15 protein-coding genes are annotated in these 25677 nt (G+C 40.7%); all 15 read right to left on the bottom strand.

Annotated features, from left to right (window positions below; translation table 11 throughout):
- Positions 1-15 precede the first annotated feature (15 nt).
- Positions 16-1176 carry a glycoside hydrolase family 43 protein gene (locus AC1HCU_RS00745; protein ID WP_480367859.1) on the bottom strand — a complete coding sequence of 387 codons (1161 nt, stop codon included), beginning with the start codon at positions 1174-1176 and terminating at the stop codon, positions 16-18.
- Positions 1177-1188: 12 nt separating this feature from the next.
- Positions 1189-2790: an arylsulfatase gene (locus AC1HCU_RS00740; protein ID WP_480367857.1), complete on the bottom strand. Its 1602-nt coding sequence runs from the start codon at positions 2788-2790 to the stop codon at positions 1189-1191.
- 11 nt (positions 2791-2801) lie between these two features.
- Positions 2802-4301, bottom strand: a complete 1500-nt coding sequence (locus tag AC1HCU_RS00735) for a sulfatase family protein (protein ID WP_480367854.1) — start codon at positions 4299-4301, stop codon at positions 2802-2804.
- 112 nt (positions 4302-4413) lie between these two features.
- Entirely contained in the window at positions 4414-5484 is a 1071-nt protein-coding gene (locus tag AC1HCU_RS00730) for a family 43 glycosylhydrolase (protein ID WP_480367851.1), read from the bottom strand.
- A gap of 25 nt (positions 5485-5509) precedes the next feature.
- Positions 5510-6916, bottom strand: coding sequence for a sulfatase family protein (locus AC1HCU_RS00725; RefSeq protein WP_480367849.1), 1407 nt, complete (start codon positions 6914-6916; stop codon positions 5510-5512).
- Positions 6917-6959: 43 nt separating this feature from the next.
- A complete protein-coding gene (locus AC1HCU_RS00720; RefSeq protein WP_480367847.1) occupies positions 6960-8324 on the bottom strand; it encodes a sulfatase family protein in 1365 nt (454 codons plus the stop codon).
- Positions 8325-8468: 144 nt separating this feature from the next.
- Complete coding sequence (locus tag AC1HCU_RS00715) at positions 8469-9704, bottom strand: DUF5689 domain-containing protein (RefSeq protein ID WP_480367844.1); 1236 nt, start codon at positions 9702-9704, stop codon at positions 8469-8471.
- A gap of 44 nt (positions 9705-9748) precedes the next feature.
- The gene (locus tag AC1HCU_RS00710) at positions 9749-11245 is read right to left on the bottom strand and encodes a RagB/SusD family nutrient uptake outer membrane protein (RefSeq protein ID WP_480367841.1); all 1497 of its coding nucleotides are present in this window, start codon (positions 11243-11245) and stop codon (positions 9749-9751) included.
- Positions 11246-11267: 22 nt separating this feature from the next.
- On the bottom strand, positions 11268-14519 hold the full coding sequence (locus AC1HCU_RS00705; protein WP_480367838.1) for a SusC/RagA family TonB-linked outer membrane protein: 3252 nt from the start codon (positions 14517-14519) through the stop codon (positions 11268-11270).
- Positions 14520-14533: 14 nt separating this feature from the next.
- Positions 14534-17131 (bottom strand): glycerophosphoryl diester phosphodiesterase, encoded by a 2598-nt coding sequence (locus AC1HCU_RS00700; RefSeq protein WP_480367836.1) that lies wholly within the window; start codon positions 17129-17131, stop codon positions 14534-14536.
- Positions 17132-17146: 15 nt separating this feature from the next.
- Entirely contained in the window at positions 17147-18526 is a 1380-nt protein-coding gene (locus AC1HCU_RS00695) for a sulfatase family protein (protein WP_480367833.1), read from the bottom strand.
- Positions 18527-18588: 62 nt separating this feature from the next.
- A complete protein-coding gene (locus tag AC1HCU_RS00690) occupies positions 18589-20310 on the bottom strand; it encodes a RagB/SusD family nutrient uptake outer membrane protein (protein WP_480367831.1) in 1722 nt (573 codons plus the stop codon).
- An 11-nt stretch (positions 20311-20321) separates the two neighbouring features.
- On the bottom strand, positions 20322-23411 hold the full coding sequence (locus AC1HCU_RS00685; RefSeq protein ID WP_480367829.1) for a SusC/RagA family TonB-linked outer membrane protein: 3090 nt from the start codon (positions 23409-23411) through the stop codon (positions 20322-20324).
- Positions 23412-23502: 91 nt separating this feature from the next.
- Complete coding sequence (locus AC1HCU_RS00680; RefSeq protein WP_480367826.1) at positions 23503-24117, bottom strand: leucine-rich repeat protein; 615 nt, start codon at positions 24115-24117, stop codon at positions 23503-23505.
- A gap of 34 nt (positions 24118-24151) precedes the next feature.
- Positions 24152-25642, bottom strand: a complete 1491-nt coding sequence (locus tag AC1HCU_RS00675; RefSeq protein WP_480367824.1) for a sialate O-acetylesterase — start codon at positions 25640-25642, stop codon at positions 24152-24154.
- Between the last annotated feature and the right edge of the window lie 35 nt (positions 25643-25677).

The raw sequence follows: 25677 nt of genomic DNA, 5'->3' as shown, positions 1-25677 counted from the left end.
TTTAGAAATTCAAAATCATGATTTAGTATTTATCTTTACTATTTGAGGAACATAGGAAGGTGCTACCTTTTCTATATTACCCTCCTCATCAAAATTCAACGGATCCATCACCAAAAAAGGGGCTGTATGATATTTGCTTACACCATGGCAAGAAAGCCATAAACGGCCATCAGGTCCTTCAAATACGGCATTATGTCCTACCGCGTTAAACGGGTTTGATAGATCTGTATCACAATCGAACCCTCTTATTTCGCAGAGTTCCGGTTTGGTCCCCCCATAAATCGGATTATTGTCTGCTTTTTTCCAGGGGCCTTTTATGTTTGTAGCCGTAGCGTACCCAACCTCATATCCACGGGTCCAACTAGAATAAAACAGATAATATATCCCGTTTCTCTTGATGACATAAGCTCCTTCTATTCCCTGGGAATCCCATTCATAATAAGTTTTAATTTTTCTTTCGTTACGGCCTTCCCGAAATATGGTTTCAATTTTTCCATTCGCATCCCTTTCATAGTCTACAGGCCCCGTATGAACAGCCGATATCGTATCCGACAAAAGTTTCCCGTTTTCAAGATCAATTTCAGCGCTACCCAACCAAAATGTCCCATCTTCAAGTACATTGTGCCAGAATGCGTATACCTTTTTGTCATCATCTTCAAAAAGTGTCAGATCATTTCCCCTGGATAAAGGCTCTTTATCCGTGACTACGGTATATGGGCCTTCAATATGGTCGCTTACGGCAAAACCTATATGTTGCCAGTCATACCCCATTTCCTCATTTCTGCAATTAAAGGTCACGTAGTATTTACCTTGTATCTTATGAATTTCGGGCGCCCAAAAACGTCGATAATACCATTTTTTAGAATCCGGCTTTTCTACAATATACTTTACAAATTCCCATTTGATTAAGTTTGTCGATTTATATAACACCACCCCTTTATTCAGCTCTCCTCCTTTCTCTTCACTTATCCAAAACGGATAAGAGGTACCGGTCATATACCACCATTCGCCTTCCCGAATTATCTGACAATCTCTTATTCCCTTTTCATTCATTCCTATCGTAATAGGATTCTGATAAGTAAACAGCGATTCACGGTTTGCTCCATTTCTTGTTGTCGGCACGAGAACACTTACAAAAATGCAAATAAGTGCTACAATTACTGGCAAGTATCTCATTTTATCATCTTTTTATGGCTGCTGTCCTTGCATTATCTGCCACTTTTTAGGCGGATAGTTGTAGGGTCTTACCCCTACCTTATCAGCCCAATCTTCATAGTCCGATACCATCCTTGACAAAATTTCGGGGTAATCTTTCGCGAGATCTTTGGTCTCGGTTCGGTCTGTTTCAAGATTATAAAGTTGCCAGGGCTCTCTCACGTTCGAGACTATCTTCCATTTATCATGGCGCACGGCCCTATTGCCTTCATGCTCCCAATACAACGGCTTTGTCCGCTCAACAGGTTTTCCTGATAATAAAGAATACAAACTGATACCCTCCATAGGTGAAATCTTATTTCCCTTATAGATAGTTGGGTATTCCCCTTTTGCTATCTCTATGCAGGTCGGCATAATATCAATCAAATGCCCTACTGATGGTAATATTTTCCCTTTCAGATTGCTATCCATACCTTCTGGCCATGTCATTATAAAAGGAGTTAATATCCCCCCTTCGCTTGTGTGGCGTTTGTATAGCCAAAATGGCGTGTTGTTCAATTCCGCCCAACCCTGGCTGACCGAGAGGTGTGAATTGATCGCTCCCGGTTTTTCACCTATATAACGGCCCCATGTCCCTCCTTCTGAATTGCCGCCATTATCCGACAGGAACATGATAATGGTATTCTCATATTCTCCCCGTTCTTTAAGGCCTTCTATCAAATCGCCCACGCTTTTGTCCATGCAGCTTATCACCGCTGCATAGACAGCCATTAAATCGTCCTGCCTTATTTTTTCTTCCTCACTGAGCGTTTCCCATTTCGGGATCAACGGATTAATGGCAGGCAATGCATGTGACTTATCTATAATCCCCATTTTCACCTGACGGTCATAACGCTCCTCACGCAACACTTCCCAGCCTTTCATGAACTTGCCACGAAATTTTGCTATCTCTTCTTCCGGAGCCTGTAAAGGGTAATGAGGAGCATTATGGGCTAAATACAACAGGAAGGGTTTACCTTCTTTCTTTGCTTCATCAATGAATTCCAGACCATAAGAAGTCCATAGATCTGTAGTGTACCAGTTTTCCGGTAATTCGGCATTACGCACCCTTCTACCATTTAAATACAACTGCGCTCTCGCATCTCTGTAATAAAAATTGCCCGCAATGGTATTAAACGACCGGTCAAATCCTCTTCTCCAAGGAGTAATCCCTCCATCTCCCTTTTGTCCCACATGCCATTTGCCTGTCATAATGGTAAAATAACCACTATCCTGCATGGCTTCACCTATGGTTACAGAAGCGTTATTCAAATAACCCTGGTATGCCGGAATATCCTTGTATCTATCGCCTGCCATAAAGCCCATACCTGCCTGATGAGGATAAAGTCCTGTCAACAGACTGGCTCTTGTGGGGCAAGATCTTCCAGCATTATAAAAATTGGTTAAACGTACTCCGTCTGCTGCCAGCCGGTCTATATTGGGTGTAGGAATTTCTCCTCCGTAGCAACCGATATCGCTGAAACCCATATCATCCACCAGAATAATAACAATATTAGGTGGTTTTTGCGCCTTTAGCAGGAATGTACCCTGTAATATACAGACAACACCCAAAAAAAACTTAACAAGAGCGTCCATGCTATGCGTAATTATATCTTACGTTCAACCATCCACTTCTTATAAATCCCTATATTCCTGGCTACTTGGCCCCTTGCCTTTTCACCAACAGTTCTTTCCCATTGGTTTTCCATTTCCAATGAATAAACCTCGAATGATTCCGGTGCAGGATCATTGGTCTCTCTCGACCATTTTTCCTGTTGACCTCTCAATTCATCCAGTATTTCCCGGTAATCACTATCGTAGACAAGATTTACCGTTTCATAAGGATCATTGACTATATCATACAATTCTTCTGCCGGCCTTTGTGCCGCAAACAACAATTCCTTTTGTAATGCTGTCAATTGATCCTGTTGGTACAAATAACGCAATCGGTTGATAATCTCTTTACTGTCCTTATAATTACTGGGCTGCAAAAGAGGGCGCTCCGGGTAAAAGTTCCGGATATATTTATATTTCTCTGAACGGACCGACCGGATACGGTCAATCGTTTCTCCACATCTGTCTCTCGCTCCATACACGTATTCCCGAGGCTTATAATTCCGTGAAAAAACATCTTTACCCTGCATCCATTCAGGTATTTCGATACCGGCAGCAGCCAACGATATGGCTCCCATATCAATATGCTCTATCAGATCTTCTCTAACCACTCCTTTTTCCACATTCAGACCTTTTACTGCAAATATCACTTTCACGCCTTCATCGTATAAGAATTGCTTTCCTCTCGCATGGCTTATGCCATTATCCCCCATTAAAATAATCAACGTATTTTCTAACACTCCTTCCTCTTCAAGCATCTCCAGAATTTCGCCAACTTGCTGATCTGTATATCTTATACAATCCATATAATCAGCCCAATCTTGGAGTATTACAGAATCTTTAGGGTAATAAGGGGGGAGCAGTAATTGATCGAAGTCTGTCGTTCTTCCCACAGCTTTCCTGGTTTCTTCAAGCAAATCCGGTTTATCCCGGTTTTTCCCTCCTAAAAGTTGTATTTGGGCAAAGAAAGGTTGTCCGGGCTGCCTTTCTCTCCAGTCATTTCCATCATACAAATTTTCATCCCAATCGAAATTGTAATCGGCTTTACCTAATCCCCTGTTATTTCTTGAAGGATAATCTGCATTGGTCACGTAATATCCCTGTGCTTTAAAAAGTTGGGGAATCATTTTTACACTATCAGGAAGATGTATTCTATGCTTTCCCCTACCACTCACGTGGTTATTAGCACCAATCGCAGTCTGGTACATTCCCGTAATCATTGCTGAGCGGGCCGGAGAACTGACGGGAGAAGTAACAAACGCCTGTCTAAAAACAGTTCCCTCATTGATCAATTGATCAATATTCGGGGTGTTTATTTTATGTCCCCAAAGAGGAAATTCTGTGCCTACATCATCAATAACAATCCACAATATATTGGGAGATACGCTACCCTGATTGATCGTTTTTGAATTTTTACAAGCCACAAAATATAACACAATGACTGATAAAAGAAACAGTCTACCCATTTCACCTGTCTTACTTCCAAGATGCATACTAAGATATTTATAAATTTAGACACAAGAACCAAGAATCAAGAATCAAGACATAAGACATTGTAATCACACCCTTATGGGAGTACTGTTCTCATGCCCTTTTCGTGGGAATTTAAAATTGTTGTACTTCCTCTTTCCCGGGATAGCGATACCTACTATCCTTCGCAGTTACATATACCTCGTCATTCATTATTTCAATATCCAAAGGCACCAATGTCAAGCCGGGTTTATTAATGGTATAGGCAGCATCAGAAGCATCTATTCCTTTCAGTTCTTCTATTGTCACCACGCTCTGATCCGTCTTGTGAAAAGCGGTTACCCACCAACGACCGTTCTTATCCTGAAAGGGAGTTCCATTCCCTACAAAACGCGCCGCAAATTTTCGAGGGCCATATGGCCCTAAAATACTATCGGCTGTCGTATAATAGAGATTATATGTTCCTTTTCCATATATATCGGTACTCCAAGAGGTCCCGAACAAAACATACTTCATGCCAATTTTCAACATGCTGGTACCTTCGAAGCCAAGTTGTCTATTTTTAGGACCTATCAGCCGATGGTTACCATCAAAACCGGAAAAATCCTTTTTAATTCTCCTCACCTGGGTACAGAATGAAAGTAACCACGGTGCACCGTCATCATCAACAAAAACAGCCGGATCGGTCTGAAAGCCCACATCCAACCCAAAAGGTTCGGTATAATCACCCTTTATATCTTGCGAATTTGACACCATCATGTTAGACATTTTCAAAACATTAGAAGTATGGACAACTACCCATCGATTAGCAATATAAAATGCTTTTGGGGACAAAATCTCAGGCTTTGCATTTCTTTTGGTTGCTGCATCCTTCAACTCTTTCACAAATAGAGATTGTTTTGGATACGTTACCTCTCCCACAGTCTCCCATTCAACAAGGTCTTTGCTTCGCCAGAATTTCACGGACGGATCCTTATCGGAGAATAAATTCGCGGGAATAGTTCCCGTCAAATAATAAAAACCATCAGGAGCGAGTTGTATAAAAGGGTTTTGAATATTTTCCTGCAATATATATACAGCATCCTCATGCCTTTCCAAGGCCTTTAGTGTGTTCTCTTTCTGTTGAGCATTGCTAATGGTCAAAGTACCCGACAGTCCTATTCCTACTAAGCAAATAAGGCGTATTACCATAATTCTTTTTTTCATCCTCTCTATCATCATTTTGATTAAATTAAAACTCGTAGGGTACTAATGGATTAGGTTTATTGTCTGTTGGCAACTTTTTCAGATCATCCTCCCAACGATCACCAATATCTCCCTGTTCGCTTCGAATTATCTCCATCTCCTTCCGGAATTTCTCCAATATTCTCCGGTGTTGTTCTGAATAAGCCAAATTTGTCATCTCATACCGGTCATTTTCGATATCATAAAGCTCTTCTGCAGGCCGTTCATTCAAACGATCCACGATCATCTTTGCATGCAGGTCAGTCATTGCCTGTTCGATCCATTCTGCACGGGGCTGTTTTCTGGAAGGAGCATCTGGCCTCAGGTTCACGATATATTTATATCTACTTGTACGCAACATCCGGGTAGGTGACTGGTCGTGAAACTTATCTCCATTATTCGCCGCAAACACCGTCTCCCTATGAGGCCCATCAGGAGATTTCAACACCTGATAGAAACTCCGGCCATCCAGATCATCCGGCATTTCAGCGCCCACTATTTCCAGTAGCGTTGGAATAATATCCACATGCGACACCAGGGCATCGGTATGGCTCCCAGGAGTGATATGATTCGGCCAACGCACGATAAAAGGCACTTGTACCCCATAGTCATACAATGTCCATTTTCCAAAAGGTAGCTGTGGCCCCTGATCGGCCGTGAACATCATGATGGTATTATCATCCATCCGGTTTTTTTTCAATATTTTCATTAATTCTCCCACATTGGCATCCATCTTGGTGATATCGGTATAATACCGGGCCAAAAGCTTTCTCGTGGCAGGTGTGTCAACTAAAAACGGGGGAACCTCGACCCCGTTTCTGGTATATTCGGGGTTCAACGGCCAGGTCATATGCGTACAGTGATCCGCAACGATCAGAATCAGAGGCCTGTCATCATCCCGCTCGCGCAGCCACTTGTCTACAGGTCTCAAATAGAGGTCTGTAAACATGCCTTTTAAACCCTCAGTACCCGGTTCCCGCCGGTTACTCCCCAATATATAGTCGAATGGGAATACCTCGCGGGGCCCTACATGCAACTTGCCTGCTATCGCGACCTGATAGCCTTCTCCATTGAAATAATGTACAAGGGATTTCACGTTGTCACGCACCGGCATACGGTTGACATGAGCCCCGTTCTTATGAGGATATTTCCCCGTATACAAAGCACTCCTGGCGGGTCCACTGGTAGGTGCCACAGAGAAGGCCTGATGAAATAGTATTGATTCCGAACAAAATACATCTAAATTGGGGGTCTTGACGGATCGATTGCCGTAAGGGCCGATATCCCATACGCCCAGATCATCAGCCATAAAAATCACTATATTCGGTTGCTTACTCTCTTGCTGTTGAGATACAACCGGTATGGCGAATGTAATTCCGGAGACTACTAATGGAAAATGATAAATCGTTTTCATTCCTTAAATAAAATGGCACACTTACATAATCTCGTTTACAACGTCACAGTTTGGGGAGGCTGCCTCTCCAATCCAATGCTTTTTTCTTAAGAACTTCGACAACTTCAGGATGTTTTTTTGACACATTATGCGTTTCATACGGATCTTGTTTCAAGTCATATAAAATCACCCATGTCCCGCTCTCACTAACCAGCAATTTCCAGTCCCCTTGCCTGATACAAATATTGGGGCTTTTATCATACCCTTCAGGAGATGGGAAGGCTTTATGCTCCCTCCTTCTGTATTCCCAATATATCTCCTTATTTCTTTTCTGTGCAGTACCCAACAACGCTTTACTCATATCTTCACCATCACTTACGACTGAGAATGGGACAGGAGCGTTTCCGATTTTGGACAAACTCAGCAACATATCCATAGCACTTATTACAGTAGTACTGTCAACCCTACCATTGGGTATCAGATTTCCACCACTCCAAACAATAAAAGGCATCCTGATTCCTCCTTCAAAGAGAGATGCCTTGCACCCTCTCAGTCCATTTGTCCGGATATGATTCAAACTGGGACCGGGACCATTGTCACTGGTAAATATCACAATAGTATTCTTGTCAAAGCCTTCCTCTTTCAGTTTCTGCATCAACAATCCCATTTGCCTGTCATATTCCTTCAAAACGGTCAAAAAATTAGACATCGAACTGCTCCCATCGGGGAAGATCGTCATTTGTTCTTCATTTCCGATCCAGGGTGTGTGGACATCATCCGGCCAAAGATTGATGAAACAAGGGGTTCCTTTATTTCTCTTTAAAAAATCGATCGTTTTATCGACAAAATAACCGCTCCTCTCCCACCTCTTCACGGAATCATTTTCAGACCAGATCCAATCAGATGCCGTCAACAGGGGATCGGGATCTGGACTTTCATAAGTACTTGCATATTCATCGTAACCGTATTCAATAATGGAAGGAGCGTTCTTCACATCCCGGCCTCCCCCTAAATGCCATTTACCGAAATGAGCTGTCTTATATCCGGACTCTTTCAACATGCGAGGCAATGATGGTGCCTTTGGGTCCAGATAATCAGCCATCTCTGCATTTCTATTACCCTCTTTGGATTGCAAGTAACTGGTAATGTTCCAGCGTGCAGGATGTTGCCCTGTTAGTAATCCTGCCCGGGAGGGAGAGCTGATTGGGGAGGCACAATAGTATTGGGTAAAACGTATTCCTTCCGATGCCATTTGGTCTAAATGGGGAGTTGTTATCGGTAAAGACGCTCCATAGCAACTTAAATCCCCAATACCCATATCATCGGTCAGAATAAAAATAACATTCGGCCGTTCCTTTTGCTGTGCATAGGAAGTAGTCCCCCCAATAAGGGGGACTAATCCTGCTATCAAAAATGATTTAGTTCTCATATTACAAAAGATTATTTAGATCATCATCGTGATTGCTGTATGGAGAGGGTATTCTACTCTCGTGAAATGTCAGACAGCAAAGCTCTCAACACACTTTCCTTGTGTTCCTACTAGTAGCAGTTGAAAACACCCTTAACCAATAACTTATTCCGTATTGGGTTTGATAAAAATATCATCAACAACAAGTCTTGCCGGTGAATCATTTTTTCTGATTCTAAAACGAACAGATCCTTCGATACTCAGTTCATATTCTTTGTAATATTGGACATTTTGATCATCCACTATCAGTTCTGGTTCAAGTGTTATCCATGTTTCTCCTGCATCTTGGGAATATTCTGCATAAACTGTAATCGGACTTGAATCCCCTGGGGTTTTTGTCGCTGCAGCATAATAAAACGACAATTTTGTTGCTCCAAACATAAGATCAAAATCCATTGAGATACTTGCCACATCCTTATTCAGCATGACACCCCAGTCTCCATTTTTATGGACAATATTTGCAGAACTATTAGACATTGCTCTATGAAGGAACCAACGGCCCGAAGGATAATCGTCATATCCATCCGTATTGGCATTCACTTTGCGAGAGCCAAAAATTGTTTCAAAACCTTCCGGAAAGCCCACATAATTTTCAGGAGCCATAAACTCTCCATGATAATCTGCAGAACTACGTATTGAAAGATAGGGTTGCCGGGCGTCTGCATATAGCATGACCCCGGTAAAGCTACCTGATATAGGGACCTCTAAGCCGGCAAAACTTGCTGTATTCAATGTTTTGACTAAAATTGTGTTGCTTCCATCACTCAATTCTAAATCCTTGACTCCAAATGTCTGGCCCCGTTCCACATTCAGCACATCCACCGATTCCAATTGAACCAGCGTGCATTCATATGTATCATCATCGGATAAGAATGAATCGAACATATCTGTGACAATATGTACTTTTTGCTCATTGTTAGATGATATTCTGCCTACGTCTAATACTGTGAGACCTGAAACTTGCAACATTCCATTAACTCGTTCAAGTATGCCGCCTCCCAGTTTTACAACAACGGAATCACCTTCTTTATAACGCTCCAGATGCTTATCCAAAGCTACTGCGATTCCTCTCAATTGTCCCTTATCATAATTTTGAATAATCATCTTACCCTCTGGGTTGTTCATATGATCAGGGTTAGATATAACGACACCACCGATAAAGAGATCTCCATCATCTTTATTCATAAGAGCTAAACTTTCACCCTGATACATCTCTCTAAGTTCGGAAATAGAGATAAAATACTGGGGGATTAAGGTTAATTCGGTTTCATCTTTACACGAACTTATCAATACTATTACCGTAGTGAGTAACAATGATAAATATGAATATATTTTTTTCATTTTCTTGCATTTATTATGTTAACAACTAGTTCCTGAGATATTGGTCAATATCCTTCATTATTTGGCTTCAGCAATGGGTTGATATCTATTTCCTGCTGTGGTACGGGAAACAGTCTGTGATAGGATTCAACTTTATAGGGAGAACTACTTCCGAAATGACTATTCATCACTGTTTGATAAGTACCTGTTCTAATCAGATCGAACCATCTATGCCCTTCGAATGCAAGCTCAAGCCTACGTTCCAAATAGATTGCGTTTCTGAAAGACTCCGTATCGGCTGTCATCGAAGGCCATAGATCTCTCGCACTGATAGCATTTTGTGGTAATCCAAAGGCCCTTCGTCTAATTTGATTCACAAGTTCTATCGCTTCCTGGGGAGGGGTACCTGAGGTTTCATTCAACGCCTCTGCATACATCAAGAGAACATCTGCATACCTTAACAAGGGCCAGTTATCATCCGATTGATTTTGCATTGTATGATCCATATAATGTTTCTTTATATGCTTTGCGTTTAAAGTATTACCAGAAGCTCCCTTATAGGACATGGTCCCGATAGTTGCTGAATATCTGGAACTTGGAACCTGTTCCTCATCATTTTCTCCAAAAGCATCCACAATATCGGAAGTCGGGATAAGCGAGTTGCCTGCCGAGATCTTCATTGCCTCTGACAGTATACGCGGATGAGATGTAAAACTCCATCTGCTCCCTTCACCCAATGTTCCACCTTCATATTGAATTTCAAATATTGATTCGGCATGATTCGCATTGTTGGGTTCAAATATCTCTGCAAAATCTGGAAGAAGGATGAATTGCCCTGAATCTATCACTATTTGTAATGGTTCGAGCGCTTCTGAAAATTGGTAATTCGTTAGATATACCTTACCTAAAAGAGATAACGCAGCCCATTTTGTAGCCCGACCAATAGCATTTCCCGTATATGCTTCAGGCAATTGACTGGACGCCATTTTCAAATCATTGATAATCACCTTATAAACATCAGTCACCTCATTTCTCACAGATTGTCGGGCCTGAGCCTGTGAAAGCACCATAGTATCTAGTGGTACTTTACCAAACATACGTGTTAAATTAAAATAATTAAGAGCTCTTGCAAAACGCGCTTCACCCTCAATCTGTTTTTTCTTGTCGTCGTCCCCAAATTGAACATCGGGTAATGCTTCCATTATTTTATTACTCTGCAATATACTTCTGTAAGCATTTGTCCAGGCATTTGACAGTACAGCATTATTGGGTATGATAGAAAATTTATCGAGCTGCCCTGTTGCCGTTGATGCACCGCTACCATCAGAGGCGTTATCTCCCGGCAGTTCTGCTATACTTGGATAATGAGGACTGTAAAAATTTTGTAATGTACCATACAAACCAACAGCTGCAATATCAATTTCTTTTTCGGATGAATAAAAGTTATCGCTTGCAATATCGCCGTATGGTTTTCTGTCTAAAAAAGCATCATCACATGATGTGGTAAACATTATACAAATAATAACCACACCAATCCCTTGAATTATTCTATTTTTTTTCATGTCTGTGTACTTTTTTCAATTTTCAAAAAGTCAGGTTAAGTCCCAGCGTATATACTCTCGATAAAGGATATCGCCCCCAATCCAACCCCGGTGAAAGCGTAGTATCAGTATACATTCCTCCTTCAGGGTTCCAGCCATTGTACTTGGTAAACATCAACAAGTTATTTACTGACAGCTGAGTCGATATACTTTCAACCTTAATCGTATTTGCAATCTTTTTCGGAAGATCATAACTTAACGTTACATTTTGCACATTCAAAAATGATCCATCTTCTACAAAAGAAGAATTAAAAGTTGTGCTCCCTAACACAGCTCTGGTTTCAGAGGATAACCGCGGGATCCTTCCATCTCCAGGCTCTTCTTCGGATTGCCATCTGTTTTTTAAACTGACATGTCCGTTATACTGTAAGCTATAAGGGATATTGCCGAAATTGAGATTAATGATATCTCCGCCATAGCTTCCCCTTAACAATACACTTAATGAGATATTCTTATATGAAAAGCTATTTCGAAGACCAAAAACAAAATCGGGATGTGGATTGCCAATTACAGTTCTGTCATCCAAAGTGATCTCGTTATCAGTATCGTTAACATTCTCAAATATATATTCGCCAGGCCTTGATCTTGCTACCCCCGTAGAGATACTGGGCAAAGCATCAACCTGTTCCTGATTCTGGTAAATACCAATTACTTTTAACCCATAAAACAATCCCATCGGATCTCCAACGCGTGTGATGTGAGTGTTCTCCAGATAAATGGAATTTCCCCACAAAGGATCCCCTTCGGGACCTAAAGCTAAAACTTTTTGTTTATTAAAAGTTATGTTGAAACTACTGTTCCACTTGAATTTTCCAACCAGATTACGGGTATCAACCGTAAATTCCCAGCCCCTGTTCTGTACTTTCCCAATATTTGACATAACATTTGAAAATCCCATATTGGATGGCACCTGCAGGTTGAGTAACAGATCCTCTGTTTGCTTATTATAATAATCTACAATAAAATTGATACGGTGCTTAAATATTCCCAGATCTACCCCAATATTTGTTTGCTTTGTTTGCTCCCACGTTAAATCTGGATTACCATACGAATTTAGCCTAATACCAGAAACAATACTCTCGCCACCACTTCCCAAGACGGCGCTGGAACCACCCATTAACGACATATATTGGTAGTTGCCAATAGAATTATTTCCTGTTACACCGAAACTGCCCCTTAATTTCAGGTCAGACAGCCAACGGACATTACTCAAAAAAGATTCATTGGAGGCTCTCCATGCCAAGGCAACAGAAGGAAAAAATCCCCAACGATCGGCAAATTTTGAAGTACCATCTGCTCTTATGCTTGCCGTAACCAAATACCTCCGATCATAGTTGTAATGCATGCGCGTTAAATAGGAACTTAAAGCCCATTCGGTTATATTGGAATACCCCTCACGCAGTACATTTTCCAAGCTACTGTCTACTACTATCAACTCATCGGTCCAGGTTGCAGAAGCTCTGGCTGACACACTATTTACATGCTGCATCTGTTTTTCATGTACAGCCACTCCCGAAAGTGTATGCTTCCCAAATTTCTGATTATATGATAATTGCACGGATGACTGCAAGTTATAATTGATGTCTTGTGAAGCTAGTATGGCGTTGTCACGTGGAGCTCTGATCCCATAAGCTCCAATTGAACTGGGACTCAGCCAGTTTCGACTTGCAGTACGAATGGTTGCTCCTCCGGTGAAGGTAAAAGTAAAAAGCTTATTAATATCATATACAACAGACGCACTGGATACAAGGCTTAAATTCCGTCGCCAGTCTTTAATAACATTGATTTTTGCAACGGGATTTTCCATATTCTGGAGCCCTTGCATTAAATTAATCCCGGTAGAATAGCCAGTTTCACTTTCAGGATCGTATACCCCAAGGATTGGATTCATTAAGAGTGCAGATTGTACAATTCCTGCATTAGCTTCATGAAACCTACCAGTTACAGGTAAAAAATCCTGATTCGTATAAGAGGGAGCCAGTCTAAGGTTAACTTTTAACTTCCTATTGATATCAGCATCAATGTTTGCCCTTGCCGAATAACGTTGGAATCCGGTATTTCTGAGAGTTCCTTGATTGTCCAGGAACCCCCCGGAAACAAGATACCTTACATTATCACTGCCACCGGATATGGAAATTTGATGTTCTTGAAATAACGCTTGTCTAAAAACCTCATCCAACCAATTAGTTCCTTTCTGCCCACTATTTAAAAAATTCCGGAAATAGGCTGTCTTAGTTGATTCAGGCCTTAAATCGTCCCCATCAAAGAGACTTCTGTCTCCTGAACCACGATCTACCCAGGTGTTATTTCTCGCTTCTATTGCCAAAAGTGCAAAATCTTGAGCAGATAACACCTCTATCTGATTAAATACCTCTTGAAATCCCCCTTTTGCATTATAGTTAACCTTTGCTTTTCCCTTCTGCCCACTTCTTGTCGTGATCAAGACTACCCCGTTAGATCCCCGGGAACCATAGATTGCTGCAGCAGATGCGTCTTTTAATATATCAATTGATGCAATATCCGAAGGACTTAAAAAGCCCAACGGATTGGAATCTGCATTCATATCCACTTGTATGATATTCCCATCAACCACATATAGAGGCGTATTACTAGAGCCAATTGTACTGATACCTCTAATCTGGATATCCAGACCACCACCCGGTGTGCCGGATGTATTCATGACATTTACCCCTGCAGCTTGTCCTAACATGGCTTGGTTAATATCAACAATCGGTTGTTCTACTATGTCGCTTGTAATTACAGAACTGATCGCACCGGTTAAGTTGGCCCTTTGTTGTGTACCATATCCAATCACAACAACCTCCTCCAACAGTTTAGAGTCTTCAACTAGTGTAATTTCAAAATACCTGTTTACGCCCGTAACAACCTCGACTGTACTATAACCTATGAAAGAAACAGCAAGCACATCCCCGGTATTTGCTAATATGGTGAAACTCCCATTTATGTCGGTAACGGTACCTTCCGACTTATCCTTAATTTTCACAGTAGCCCCGATGATGGGTTCACCTGAATCATCTTTTACTGATCCTGTGTAGGTTATCTTTTCTTGTTGAAAAGTATCTCGATCAACTCCAGAATGAACTGCTGCCATCGCATTACTGTTGCAAAAGAGATAGAGAACAAACACAATTTGCATAGAGAGAAACAGTTGCACACTTGCTGTTTTCCCTGACCCAAACAACTTTAAAATAAATTGTTTTCTCATGATTTTCATAGTTTAATAAAATTTTATCTATATTCAATTTCTATCACATTCAAGCCTGTTGCCAGAATCTGTAAATTCCAGTTATATAAACTCTTTACAAGCACCCGTTGCCCATCAAAATTGTGTAGATAAGCTTGTAGAGGTTTGATATTCTTTTCCGATATATTGCTATAATCTATTTTTAACGAAACGTTCTGCTGCTGTAAGCTATTATTCAGCAACAAGACATACAGTCTATTATTACTGATCGCCATAAAATAATCAACCTGAGGATTATTCAGCGTGACTACATCCGATTTTAGTAACAGGTCTGCCTGTTTACCTAATACATTACCTTTCTTAAATCCGTAAGACTGGTGAGGTCCTACTTTGGGAGTTATAAAACCTCGCGGGAATGATATTTTCCCTTGCGAGCGCAACGCTATCTCCGATAGCAAATAATCGGTAATCCAGCCTATTTGCCACCATGCGTGATGCGGGAAACGACCCGGTCCTTGGTCAAAAGAATACCAATAATAGGAGGCCACACTGTTTTCCTTATTGACAAACGCGTCCCTACCCCATACACCCGCTCTTGCCATGTCAATGAACAAGGAATCCCCTGTCATTTCAAATAAGCGGACAAACATTCCGGCATGGCTGGCCAATAATATGGGACCGTGTTCTTTGGCTGCTGAGCCCAATGACCCTCCATGCTCGAAACTAAGTCCCACCTGGCTAATCTCCCAATCTTTCACCACCTTGTTTTGAATGACCTTTTCTTTATTGGATGGGATGGGATGGGTGAAAATAGAAGTCGTGTATTGGCGAGCGGCTACCAGGGCCGCTGTTTTATAGGTTTCTTTTTGGGTAAGGTCGTATAAATCGAGTAAAGCCTGCACACTCTGTCCTGTGGCAAAATCAGGCACAAATCTAAAATCACCACAAACACCCAAATAATGCCCTTCTTCCACCGCATTCCGGATATACCAGTTCGCGCCCTTTTCAGCGGCTTCCAAATATTTCCGATCTCCTAAAATACGATACGCCACGATTAATCCATAAAAGGTAGGCCTCAGGTCTCTTAAGTCCTGAAACTCCACTTTATGGGTCAGGTGATCATACGCTACCACCCAACTGCCGTCTCCTTGTTGCCAAGAGAGCAAACGATCCGCACCCCGCCGGAGAAGTCTTTTCAGCTCACTGTCATTTGGCTCAAATAATAACACATTCCCTATATCCAACATCGTGTAATAGGTCAAGGCAATGGGTTCCACATAATCTCCCCACTCTTCCGTGAAACGATTGCTCTTAGACAAATAATATTGTCCTAAGGCGGCACCACCAAAAAAGCCATCGTCGTCTGCCTGCTGGGCGATTTTAAAGTTTCTGGCATAAGGCAGCCTGTCATGTGCCAAAACACTGTCCTTTGTGATATGGGAAAGCATCCACATGGCACCGTAATCCGAATTCTTAAACGCGTCTTTTTGTGATCCTACCACAGGCCCATGGTATTCTTGGGCGCCAATTTCCAAATCTTTGAAATGAAAAGTATGCCATAATGAAGTACTGTCGTTTCGCAGGTATGCAAACATGCCTAAGAGTCTATCGGTTAAAGAGAGATTGGTTTTCTTTTTCTCCAAAACATCAGGGAAGCGGTAAATATCGTTCACCGCATGTTTGTACACAGTGTACCAATCTGCTTTGTCCAATGTATAACGGAACCGGAAAGATATTTTTTCTCCTTGCTGTAGATAAGAGTCCTTTTCTCCCAATACAGGATGATGTATTGTCGGGAATAATTGTTCTTTCCGGTTCATCAATGACAACCCCAGGAGCCAATCATTTTGGGTTAACACATCGTATTCCCAATAGTCTCTCCCCATTCCTGGTTGTGCAATGACTGCCACGCTCACCCCTTTTTTATCGGATAAGATAGGTGATAGCGTACTTGCGGTCCTTTCCCTTGCAATTACCGGCTTATTGGGGATTCCTTGTCCATAACCATACGATAACAAAAGGTTGTCGTTAATGGACTTCCCTTGAAAATGGCCGGGGACTATTCCCCAACTTATATCTTCTTCTTTGTAAGAAAACAGGGTGGGACTTTGTATCGAAAAATACCCCTCTTGCTTAGCAGTCAATTCTATTTCCAGAAGAATATCATTTTTAAACGTGTCATCGATGCTCCATACTGCTGTAAGTGTGGCTCTGTCCAATTCTTGCTTAAACTCTACACTCCCTTCATTATATTTTGCCTGGTGCGGATAAAAGAAGCGTGCTTCTCCTGCCGTATTCATGGCTACGGGACTGAGCCTTTTTTTCCATCGATTATACACCATGATATATGATTCAGGAATACTGGAAACATTGTCAAAATAAAGAGTTGAATCAAACTGGCCTGATGGCTTTTCTTTTGAGAATAGCACCGTATATTCTCCAAGTACATTCTCAAAAGCGAACTTCTGATTTTGTGACGTCAGTTCGATAGCAGACAGCTTATATCCAGATAATCCCTTTTCCCACCGAAGAGAGATATTTTCATTTTGAAGCTTATAATCCTCTTGCGCATGAAGCATAAAAGGTAAAACAAGCAGATAAAGAATTAAATACACACTTCCATTCTCTCTTTTCATTCTCATTTTATACATTTTTTATCAGTATTTTGTCATCTCAAATTCAGTATCCATCAAAATACCCTGATCACCTTGTTGCGTCATCCATTTTTTTAACTCGTCTTGCATAAGAGCGATTCTCTCCCTATGTTCCGGAAGATGGGCTATATTGTTCAATTCCCATTCGTCGTTTTCCAAATCATACAATTCTATGGCAGGTCGTTGCACAAAACGATCTGTCAGAAACCGCGCACGTTTATCTGTTTTTGCACTGATTATCCAAGAGTACCACATTTCCCTGTCTGCAGGATTCATTATGTGCTTCTCATAATAATCTTCTTCAGAAATAAGGTTCACAATCAGTTTGTATTTCTTATCCTGTATGCTGCGAATGGGATAAGCGCTCCCTTCAGGAATGTTATTGTGTATGCCATAAACCCACTCCCGATGTTCTTTGTTTTCTCCTGACAACACGCCAAGGAAGCTTTCACCATCAAGACCACCAATGGGATCTCCTCCCGCAAATTCAATCATTGTAGGAAGAATATCTTCATATTGTATCAAGGCATCACTCACTGTTCCTTCAGCAATTCCTTTTGGATAACGGGCAAGGAAGGCGCTATGCTGCCCATAACGATAGCAAGTCCATTTTCCAAAAGGCATTTGAGGTCCTTGTTCCCCTAAAAATATGACCAACGTGTTTTCTAATTTTCCGGAAGTTTCCAATACTTGCAAAACCGCCCCCACCTCATTGTCCAACTCCTGGATTTCTGCCAGGTATTTACAAAAAATTTCCCTTGTCTTTTTATTGTCCACACTATTAGGAGGTAGCACTACATTATTCGGATTAAACTTCGCGGGGTCTCCCCACGTCCACGGCACATGGGGATGAATGCTACACACGTACAAACAAAAAGGTTCCGCTTCGTTTCTGTTTATAAACTCTTCAATGCCATCAGTAGTAAAGGGAGCTTCACGGGCAATACTGCTAACAGGGAACCCTTTAACTTCTTCAAATCTATAGACATCCGGTTGTTTTGAAGGATGGTTTTTTCCGGTTCTACCTACCCTGTATCCCAAGTCATGAAAATAATCCGGAGCGGTCTTCACAAAATCATAAGTCGGTTTATGATTCTGGTATGAACCATGACGAGCCGGGTACAAACCGGTATAGAGCGATGCGCGGATAGGCACACTCATCGTCGCCGAGGCGTAATTGTTCGTCATCTGGATACCTTCGTTTGCAATCCAGTCGATATTGGGTGTTTGCAAATTTTTCCCTCCATAACAACCCAACTCATTGGTGCCTAAATCATCAGCAAGAATTACCACTATATTCAGTCGGTCATCTTGAGCGAGAGTGTGTAACCACGGTGCACATGTAGCTATCACGAGTGGGAATACGTCTCTATTAAGTCTCATTTTCATTACTTATTCAGATTTGAAAGTAATTTTCTTCCGAAGAAAAAAGCTACGATTAATGGTTAATATCCTGGATTCTGGTCTAAATTGGAATTTAAATTCCGTTCACTGGTCGGTACTGGCAATAATTCATCTCTATTAGGAGTGAACAACTTGTTTTCTACCACTCTATAGTCTATAGATGGGTGGGGAGCATAATTCTCATAACCGGGATATTCAGGTTCTCCGTTCGTATCAAAAGTAACATCAGGCCAATCGGTCAAAGCTCCTTTAAAAGGCCTACCCAATATAGGTCGATTTAAGTAAGTGTTTGCCAAACCCCAACGACGCAAATCAGTATAACGAAACCCTTCAAATGCTAATTCAATTTTCCTTTCATGTCTTAATTTGAGTCGTGCAGTATTTAAATCAGCAAAGTCATTTAAAGAATAAGCCGGCATTTTGACATCAATTCTGTCCCTCCTGATTTTATTGATGGCATCAATAACAGATTGATCAATTTCACCTAATTCGATTTTGGCTTCGGCATAGGTCAGCAACACTTCAGCATAACGGCATAGAATTATTGGATAGCTAGCCCTCGTTTTATCTTTTCGGTAGTCCATATCAGCATATTTCCTAAAATGATAGCCTGTAAAAGAGGTATACTGGTTAAGAGAAACACAATCAGTATTTCTAACCCGTTTATTAGTCACGTAGTTGTAGCATGTGAGGCTATCATAATGGCTTTCGAACTGAATGTCACCGTAGCGGCTTCCCGGAAAAGCAATGCTTAATGATAGACGTGGATCTCTGTTCTCAAATCTTTTTGCTTTATCAAACAACGGAGAATCGGTAATATTTTTCCCGTCTACACAATGATAGGAGTCAACTAAGCTTTGAGAAGGGACAAGGGCTGCCCATCCGGCCTCAGACCTGTTCATCATATATAACATAAGTGAGTGATAATCATTTACCATCGCACCTGCATATTCTCTTTTAAGAATAATTTCTTTATTGGAAGGATTTGTCAATCCTTCTGAAATAAAGAGTTTCCCGTATTCAGGATATAAATCGTACACTCCCAAATCAATTACTTTTTTAGCTGATATAGCAGCTGCGCTCCAATCGCCAAAATAAAGAGCTATCCTTGCTTTGTAAGCATAAGCAGCACCCTTTGTAACTCGTCCGATATTCTCATTTTCAGTATAATTAACGGGGAGTAATTCTGCTGCTACATCAAAATCTATGTAAATTTGATGTAACACTTCTGCTTTGGGGGTTCTTGTAACTGATTTGGCCTCAGAAATTGTTAAAATAGGCTCTAAAACCATTGGCACATCGCCAAAATAAGTTATTAAACGACTGTGGTAATAAGCCCTGAAAAAGAGTACTTGACCTTTAAACAGCTTGTATTGTGCATCAGTTAATAAATCCTTCTTTTCTTCAATAACTGAAAGCATTAGTGTACTTCTCATAAGCCCTTGATAAGCTCTTCGCCAAGTGCTTTCGGCAATTCCACTTCTTGCGTCATGCTCTCCTTTTGCCAATGTTTTGTAGTCACTGTCTACTCGTATAAATCCTACATCCGACATACAGTCAAGGACAAGAGGATAAACATATCCTCTATGATCTATCTCTTGCAAACGATTGTAACAAGTATTTACTCCACGCTCTATTTCCAAAGCGTTTGTATAGAACGTTTCATTAGAAGGCTCATCAAGAGGAAATTTATCCAAAATATCTGTACATCCCAGAAATAAGGATATCAGTATTACGGCTGAGAATATAGTTAAATATTTCATAGTTTTATATCTTAAAATTTCAGATTGACACCAAATGTATAGGTTCTCAATATTGGCAAAGTAGTTTGGGCATTATTAGGTCTTTGCTCAGGATCGTAACCATTGGGCATATGGTGGAAAGTTAGAAGGTTATGTCCCGACACATATATTTTTGCCTCTTGAACAAGGAAATCTTTTAACAGATTCTTAGGAACAGAGTATCCTAACTGAATATTTTTTAAACGCAAGTAAGATCCATTCTGCTTCCAAAATGTAGAAATGGCTGTATTGTTGGCACTCGTTATAAACATTCGAGGGTATTTAGAGTCTGTTTCTCCTTCTTGCCACATTCCGTCTCGTTGCCATTCTTGTATTTTCCCCCCATTATTAAACGCAAATGCCAAATCGTCTGTAATATACGAATCCCGTTTCCCGACACCTTGGAAGAAAATTGCTAAATCAAAGCTTTTGTATTGTATTGACAAATCCAAACTGTAGGTGTAGCGAGGGATAGTATTTCCCATATATACATAATCTTCCTCGTTAATAATTCCATCTCCTGCATCAGGAATTCCATCTCCATCGGTATCTATCGTTAATTGATCGATATATTTAATGTCCCCCCCTTGTAAGGTGCCAAATTGCTTCACAGGATAGTTTTTAGCTTCTTCAAAGGAAGAAAATAAGCCGTCGGCCTCTAATCCCCATAGGGCATTCATGGGAAGACCTTCTTTCAAAATGGTGATATTGGAAATAGTAGCCTCTTCTCCGAGGTCTATGACTTCATTCTTAACATCAGAAAGGGTGGTAGCTATACGGTATGAAAAATCTCCACGTTTATCATTGTATGAAAGACTCAAGTCCCATCCCTTATTTCCTACTTGACCTATGTTTAATATTGGCTTGTTGCTGAAACCTAATACTCCGGGTATGTCATAACCATATAGAATATCCGATGTTTTTCTGTCGTAGTAATCAAAAATCAGTTCAATCTTATTATTTAAGAATCCTAGATCCAAGCCTATATCGATCATTTCTGTTGTTTCCCAACGGATATCCCTTGCTGCAAATTGTGTAGCTATGTAACCTTCATGTATCGTGCCATTGATAATAGTCCAATCTTTCAGATCGATAGTCATATAGGCCGGGTAACGGTTGTTTAACGCAGATTCATTTCCGAGTTTACCCCAAGAACCCCTGAGTTTGGCGTTACTTAACCAATTTCTGGTTCCACCCATAAAGGCTTCTTCGGATATACGCCATCCTGCCGAGAAAGAAGGAAAGATACCCCACCTATATCCCTTGGCAAATCTCGAAGAAGCATCTCTACGCAAGTTAGCTTCAAGTAGATATTTGCCAGCATAATCATAATTAACTCTCCCAAAATAAGACAGATGACTTAGTTCTGAGGCATTACCATTACCTTTTTGATTTTCTTCAGGAAAAGAACTTAACACTTCATATTCGAATATTGAACCTTGTCTACTAGCCGTAAGCGACTCAAAGCGATTCGTCCGTCGTTCGAAACCTCCTAATAGTGCAATATTATGTTCCTCAAAACTTTGGTTGAAGTTAGCCAATAGAGTCAGGTGTTGATCCAAGTAATATCTGTCGATAACTTCCAGTACTCTCAGTGATGGGGAAAGGGTCTTAAATGTTCCGTCAATCTCGTAATACTCAATAGGTTTAACATCTTTTTTATAATTTTCGTAATTTACTTTAGGACTGTACGACAAATCGAACCGAAGATTCTCAACCGGCCTATATGCTAATTTCAACTTAACTAATCCTTCTGTATATAGCCCATTGTTATAACCTACGTCTTTAGCTCGGGACCTAGCATAGGTATTACTACCTAACTGAACATACGCAAATTGACCCTCTTTGTTTATATGACTGTAGATAGGAGCTGTCCTTCTGACCGCACCTAACGTAGCAGCTGCGTCATGAGGTTCGTTTACCTGTGAGTATCTGGCAGAAGCATCGATGCCCGCTGAAAGTTTGGAAGAAAACTGGTAATCTGTATTCACCCTGAAAGTATAACGTTTCAATTCAGTGTCAGGTAAAATACCCTCTTGATCTATGGTATTGAATGCTCCGTAAGCTTTTAGTTTATCAGTACCTCCAGTAAAGCTTAATCCATATTGTTGTTGAACGGCTGTTGATTTGTAGGTCAGGGCTTCCCAGTCAGTATCGGGATAAGTAAAAGGATCGAGGGCCATGTTATTCCTGTAATTCTCAATATATTCCTCTCCAAATAGTGGACTTCCAGGGCTACCGTCAGCTTTTCTTGTATCATTTATCGCTGCGATATCATAATATTTCAGATAATCTAATGAGCCCAAAAATTGGGGGATATTAGCAGGTTCTTGAAATCCCAAGTTACTGAAAAAATTAACAGCAAATTCACCTGATTTAGCTCTTTTCGTCGTTATTAGAATTACCCCGCTTCCTGCACGTAAACCGTAAATTGCAGAAGAGGCAGCATCTTTTAAAATAGTAATGCTTTCAATATCATTTGGATTGACTCCGTTCAAAGATCCTTCAAGACCGTCAATCAATACCAACGGGTTGTTGTTATTTAATGTACCAATACCTCTAATCCTGATTTCATCCCCTTCTTTGCCAGGTTGTCCGGTCGTAGAACTTACCGTTACTCCGGAAACCAACCCTTGCAAAGCCAAGGTAGCATTGGCTATCGGTCTTTTAGTTATTTCTTCTCCTTTAACAGCCGCAACGGCACCTGTAAGATTCTCTTTTTTTTGCGTACCATATCCTACAACTATAATCTCATCTAATAATTTGGTGTCTTCTGTAAGTACTATGTTCAAATGTGTATTGTTGCCTGTTTTTATTTGTTCCGTGGTATACCCTATATAAGAAACGACTATTATATCTCCGGGGCATGCTTTAATAGTAAACTGTCCATCCAGATCAGTAGCAGTTCCAGTAAATTTATCCCTGAGTGTAATGGTAGCACCTATAATCGGTACTTGTGAATTGTCTGTAACTGATCCGGTATAGGTTATCTTTTCTTGCTGGAAACTATTTGTATCAATTCCAGAAGTAATATCTGCTACTGCACGAAGGCTACATAGAAGCAAAACAAATGCAATTTGCATAGAGAAAAACAGTTGTCGGTATGTTGTTCTCTCAGATTTGTATAGCTTAAAAAAACAATGTTTTTTCATGATTCCCATTAATTAATCCTACTTACTTTATTTTAACTGTATATTTCCTTCGATTCGGAGCAGGAAAGAGATCCATTTTACTTTCGTCGCTCACGTAGATAGTCAGATTTTTATTATTTAAATCGAATGGTGCATTGTTGGGATCTCCACTACCCTCCACTTCACGTAAATTTACAGCTTTGCTCAAATCGACTGTAGTTAACGAACGGCATTGGCTAAACGCTCCTCTCTTTATCACTCTCATAGATGGCAGTTCCACAGAGGTCAAACTTCTACAACCATTAAAAGCAAGAGCTTGAATTATCACTCCCTGCGGGATCGAGACATGCTCTAACCTAACAGCACCTTCCAGCGCCCTTGCGTTCACTCTTCTCACATTTGGCATATTGACTGTATCCAATCGAATACAATTTTTCAATGCACCGGATTCAATGATACTCACATTGTTAAAATCAACGGAAGTGATGGTTGGATTATCACTCAATACCCCTCGTTTAATCGATGATGCTTCATCCGGTATCACTATTTCGGCAGGAGGATTTATCCAGCCAACCAAGGCTTCATCCTCAATTATATGCTGGGAAAAAACATTTAAAGACAGCATCGACAGAAAGAATAAAAACGTCATTTTTTTCATGATTGTAAATCTTTAAATTGTTAATTTATCATATTTATCGTATCTCCCCAACAAAAGGAAATACAGGTAAGCCGGCGGCATTAAAAAGATTCGCTTTGTCTGTGTTATTGAATAAATACCTTGCGATCTTTGGTTTGGAGATATCCGGATGAGAGACAATCAACGTATCGTTCCTGACCTCTGCGACGGCTGGGAAGAACTTACCATCTTCACCAGCAATAAAAATATCTTCTAATTTTTCACCTCCTATATAAAGTCCTTCGCTATCATAAAAAGAGATCTCCAAGGTTGAATTTTCAATTTTCACATCTTTCATTTGCGGACACATGCTTGCAATATCCTTTTTCCCGTACACTTTATTTAGTGCCATGGCTGCGAATCGCTGTCCATAAGGTTGTTTATGGGGAGGGTGCAAATCATTCAGAAGCCCAATGTCCATAGTGCAAAATACATAATTGCTTAGCGTCTTGTTCTGATTCAGCTGGGCCATACGAAGCGTGTATCCATTCAACAGATCATAACCCTTGTAGGCGGTCAGTTGTCCTATAATCACCGGTAATTCCTCATTGTTAAAAGCACTTCGCCATGTACGTGTCAAAGAAGCCAATTGATGCTGATATTCACGAGCTAACCCCACATTAGACGTCCCATGATACCATAATACACCCGAAAGCGTATAAGGGGTACAGGGAGCAATCATTCCATTATATAACACACCGTATTTTCTGAAATCACGTTCAAGCATCAACACGCTCTGTGGTTTTTTAGGTCTGACTATTAATTCACCTCTTCTAAATTTTTCCAAATCTCGTGCATAGTCAGCATTGTCTTGCTCATAATCTTTTTCCCAAACATCCCAACGTTTAACGACATTCTGCAATAACGGATCTGACATAATCGCGGTTGTGGAAATCCAAGACTCTATGGGAGTCCCTCCCCAAGAAGCATTTATTATTCCGACAGGAACATCCAACTGTTTGTGTAAGTCTAAAGCAAAGTAATAACTCATCGCGGAAAAGTTTGCAGCCGATTCTGGACTACATATCTCCCACACCGTTCCTTCGGCAAAATGATCAACCTCCGTCTCTGATTTTTGTCTGCCGACCTTGAATAAACGAATATGAGAATTTTTTGCCTTTGGAAGCATTGTTTTAGCTTGCGTATCTTTACTCATTTCAAATTGCATATTCGATTGTCCCGAGCTAAGCCACACTTCTCCTATTAAAACATTATTTACTGTAACTTGATTATTACCGGTAAAACATATTGTATAAGGTCCTCCTGCCGAAGGAGTATTGATCCAACTTATCCATTTCCCTTGCTTGTCAGCTACAGTTTCATAAGTCTTGTTATCCCAGGTTACAGTTATGACAAGCTTCGTCCCTGGATTTTCGGTGCCCCATAGAGCGACTTCACTATTCTGCTTCAACACCATATGATCTGCGATAATCGCGGGCAACTGTATATCCGCTCTTACGATAGCAGCACAAAACAAAATAATTATTACGAAAATGATCTTTCTCATATTTTTTAGTTTAATTTTATACAAGTCAACAACCA

Source organism: Proteiniphilum sp. LBM24028, from assembly GCF_056629195.1.
This window is presented reverse-complemented; position numbering and strand designations above follow the sequence as displayed.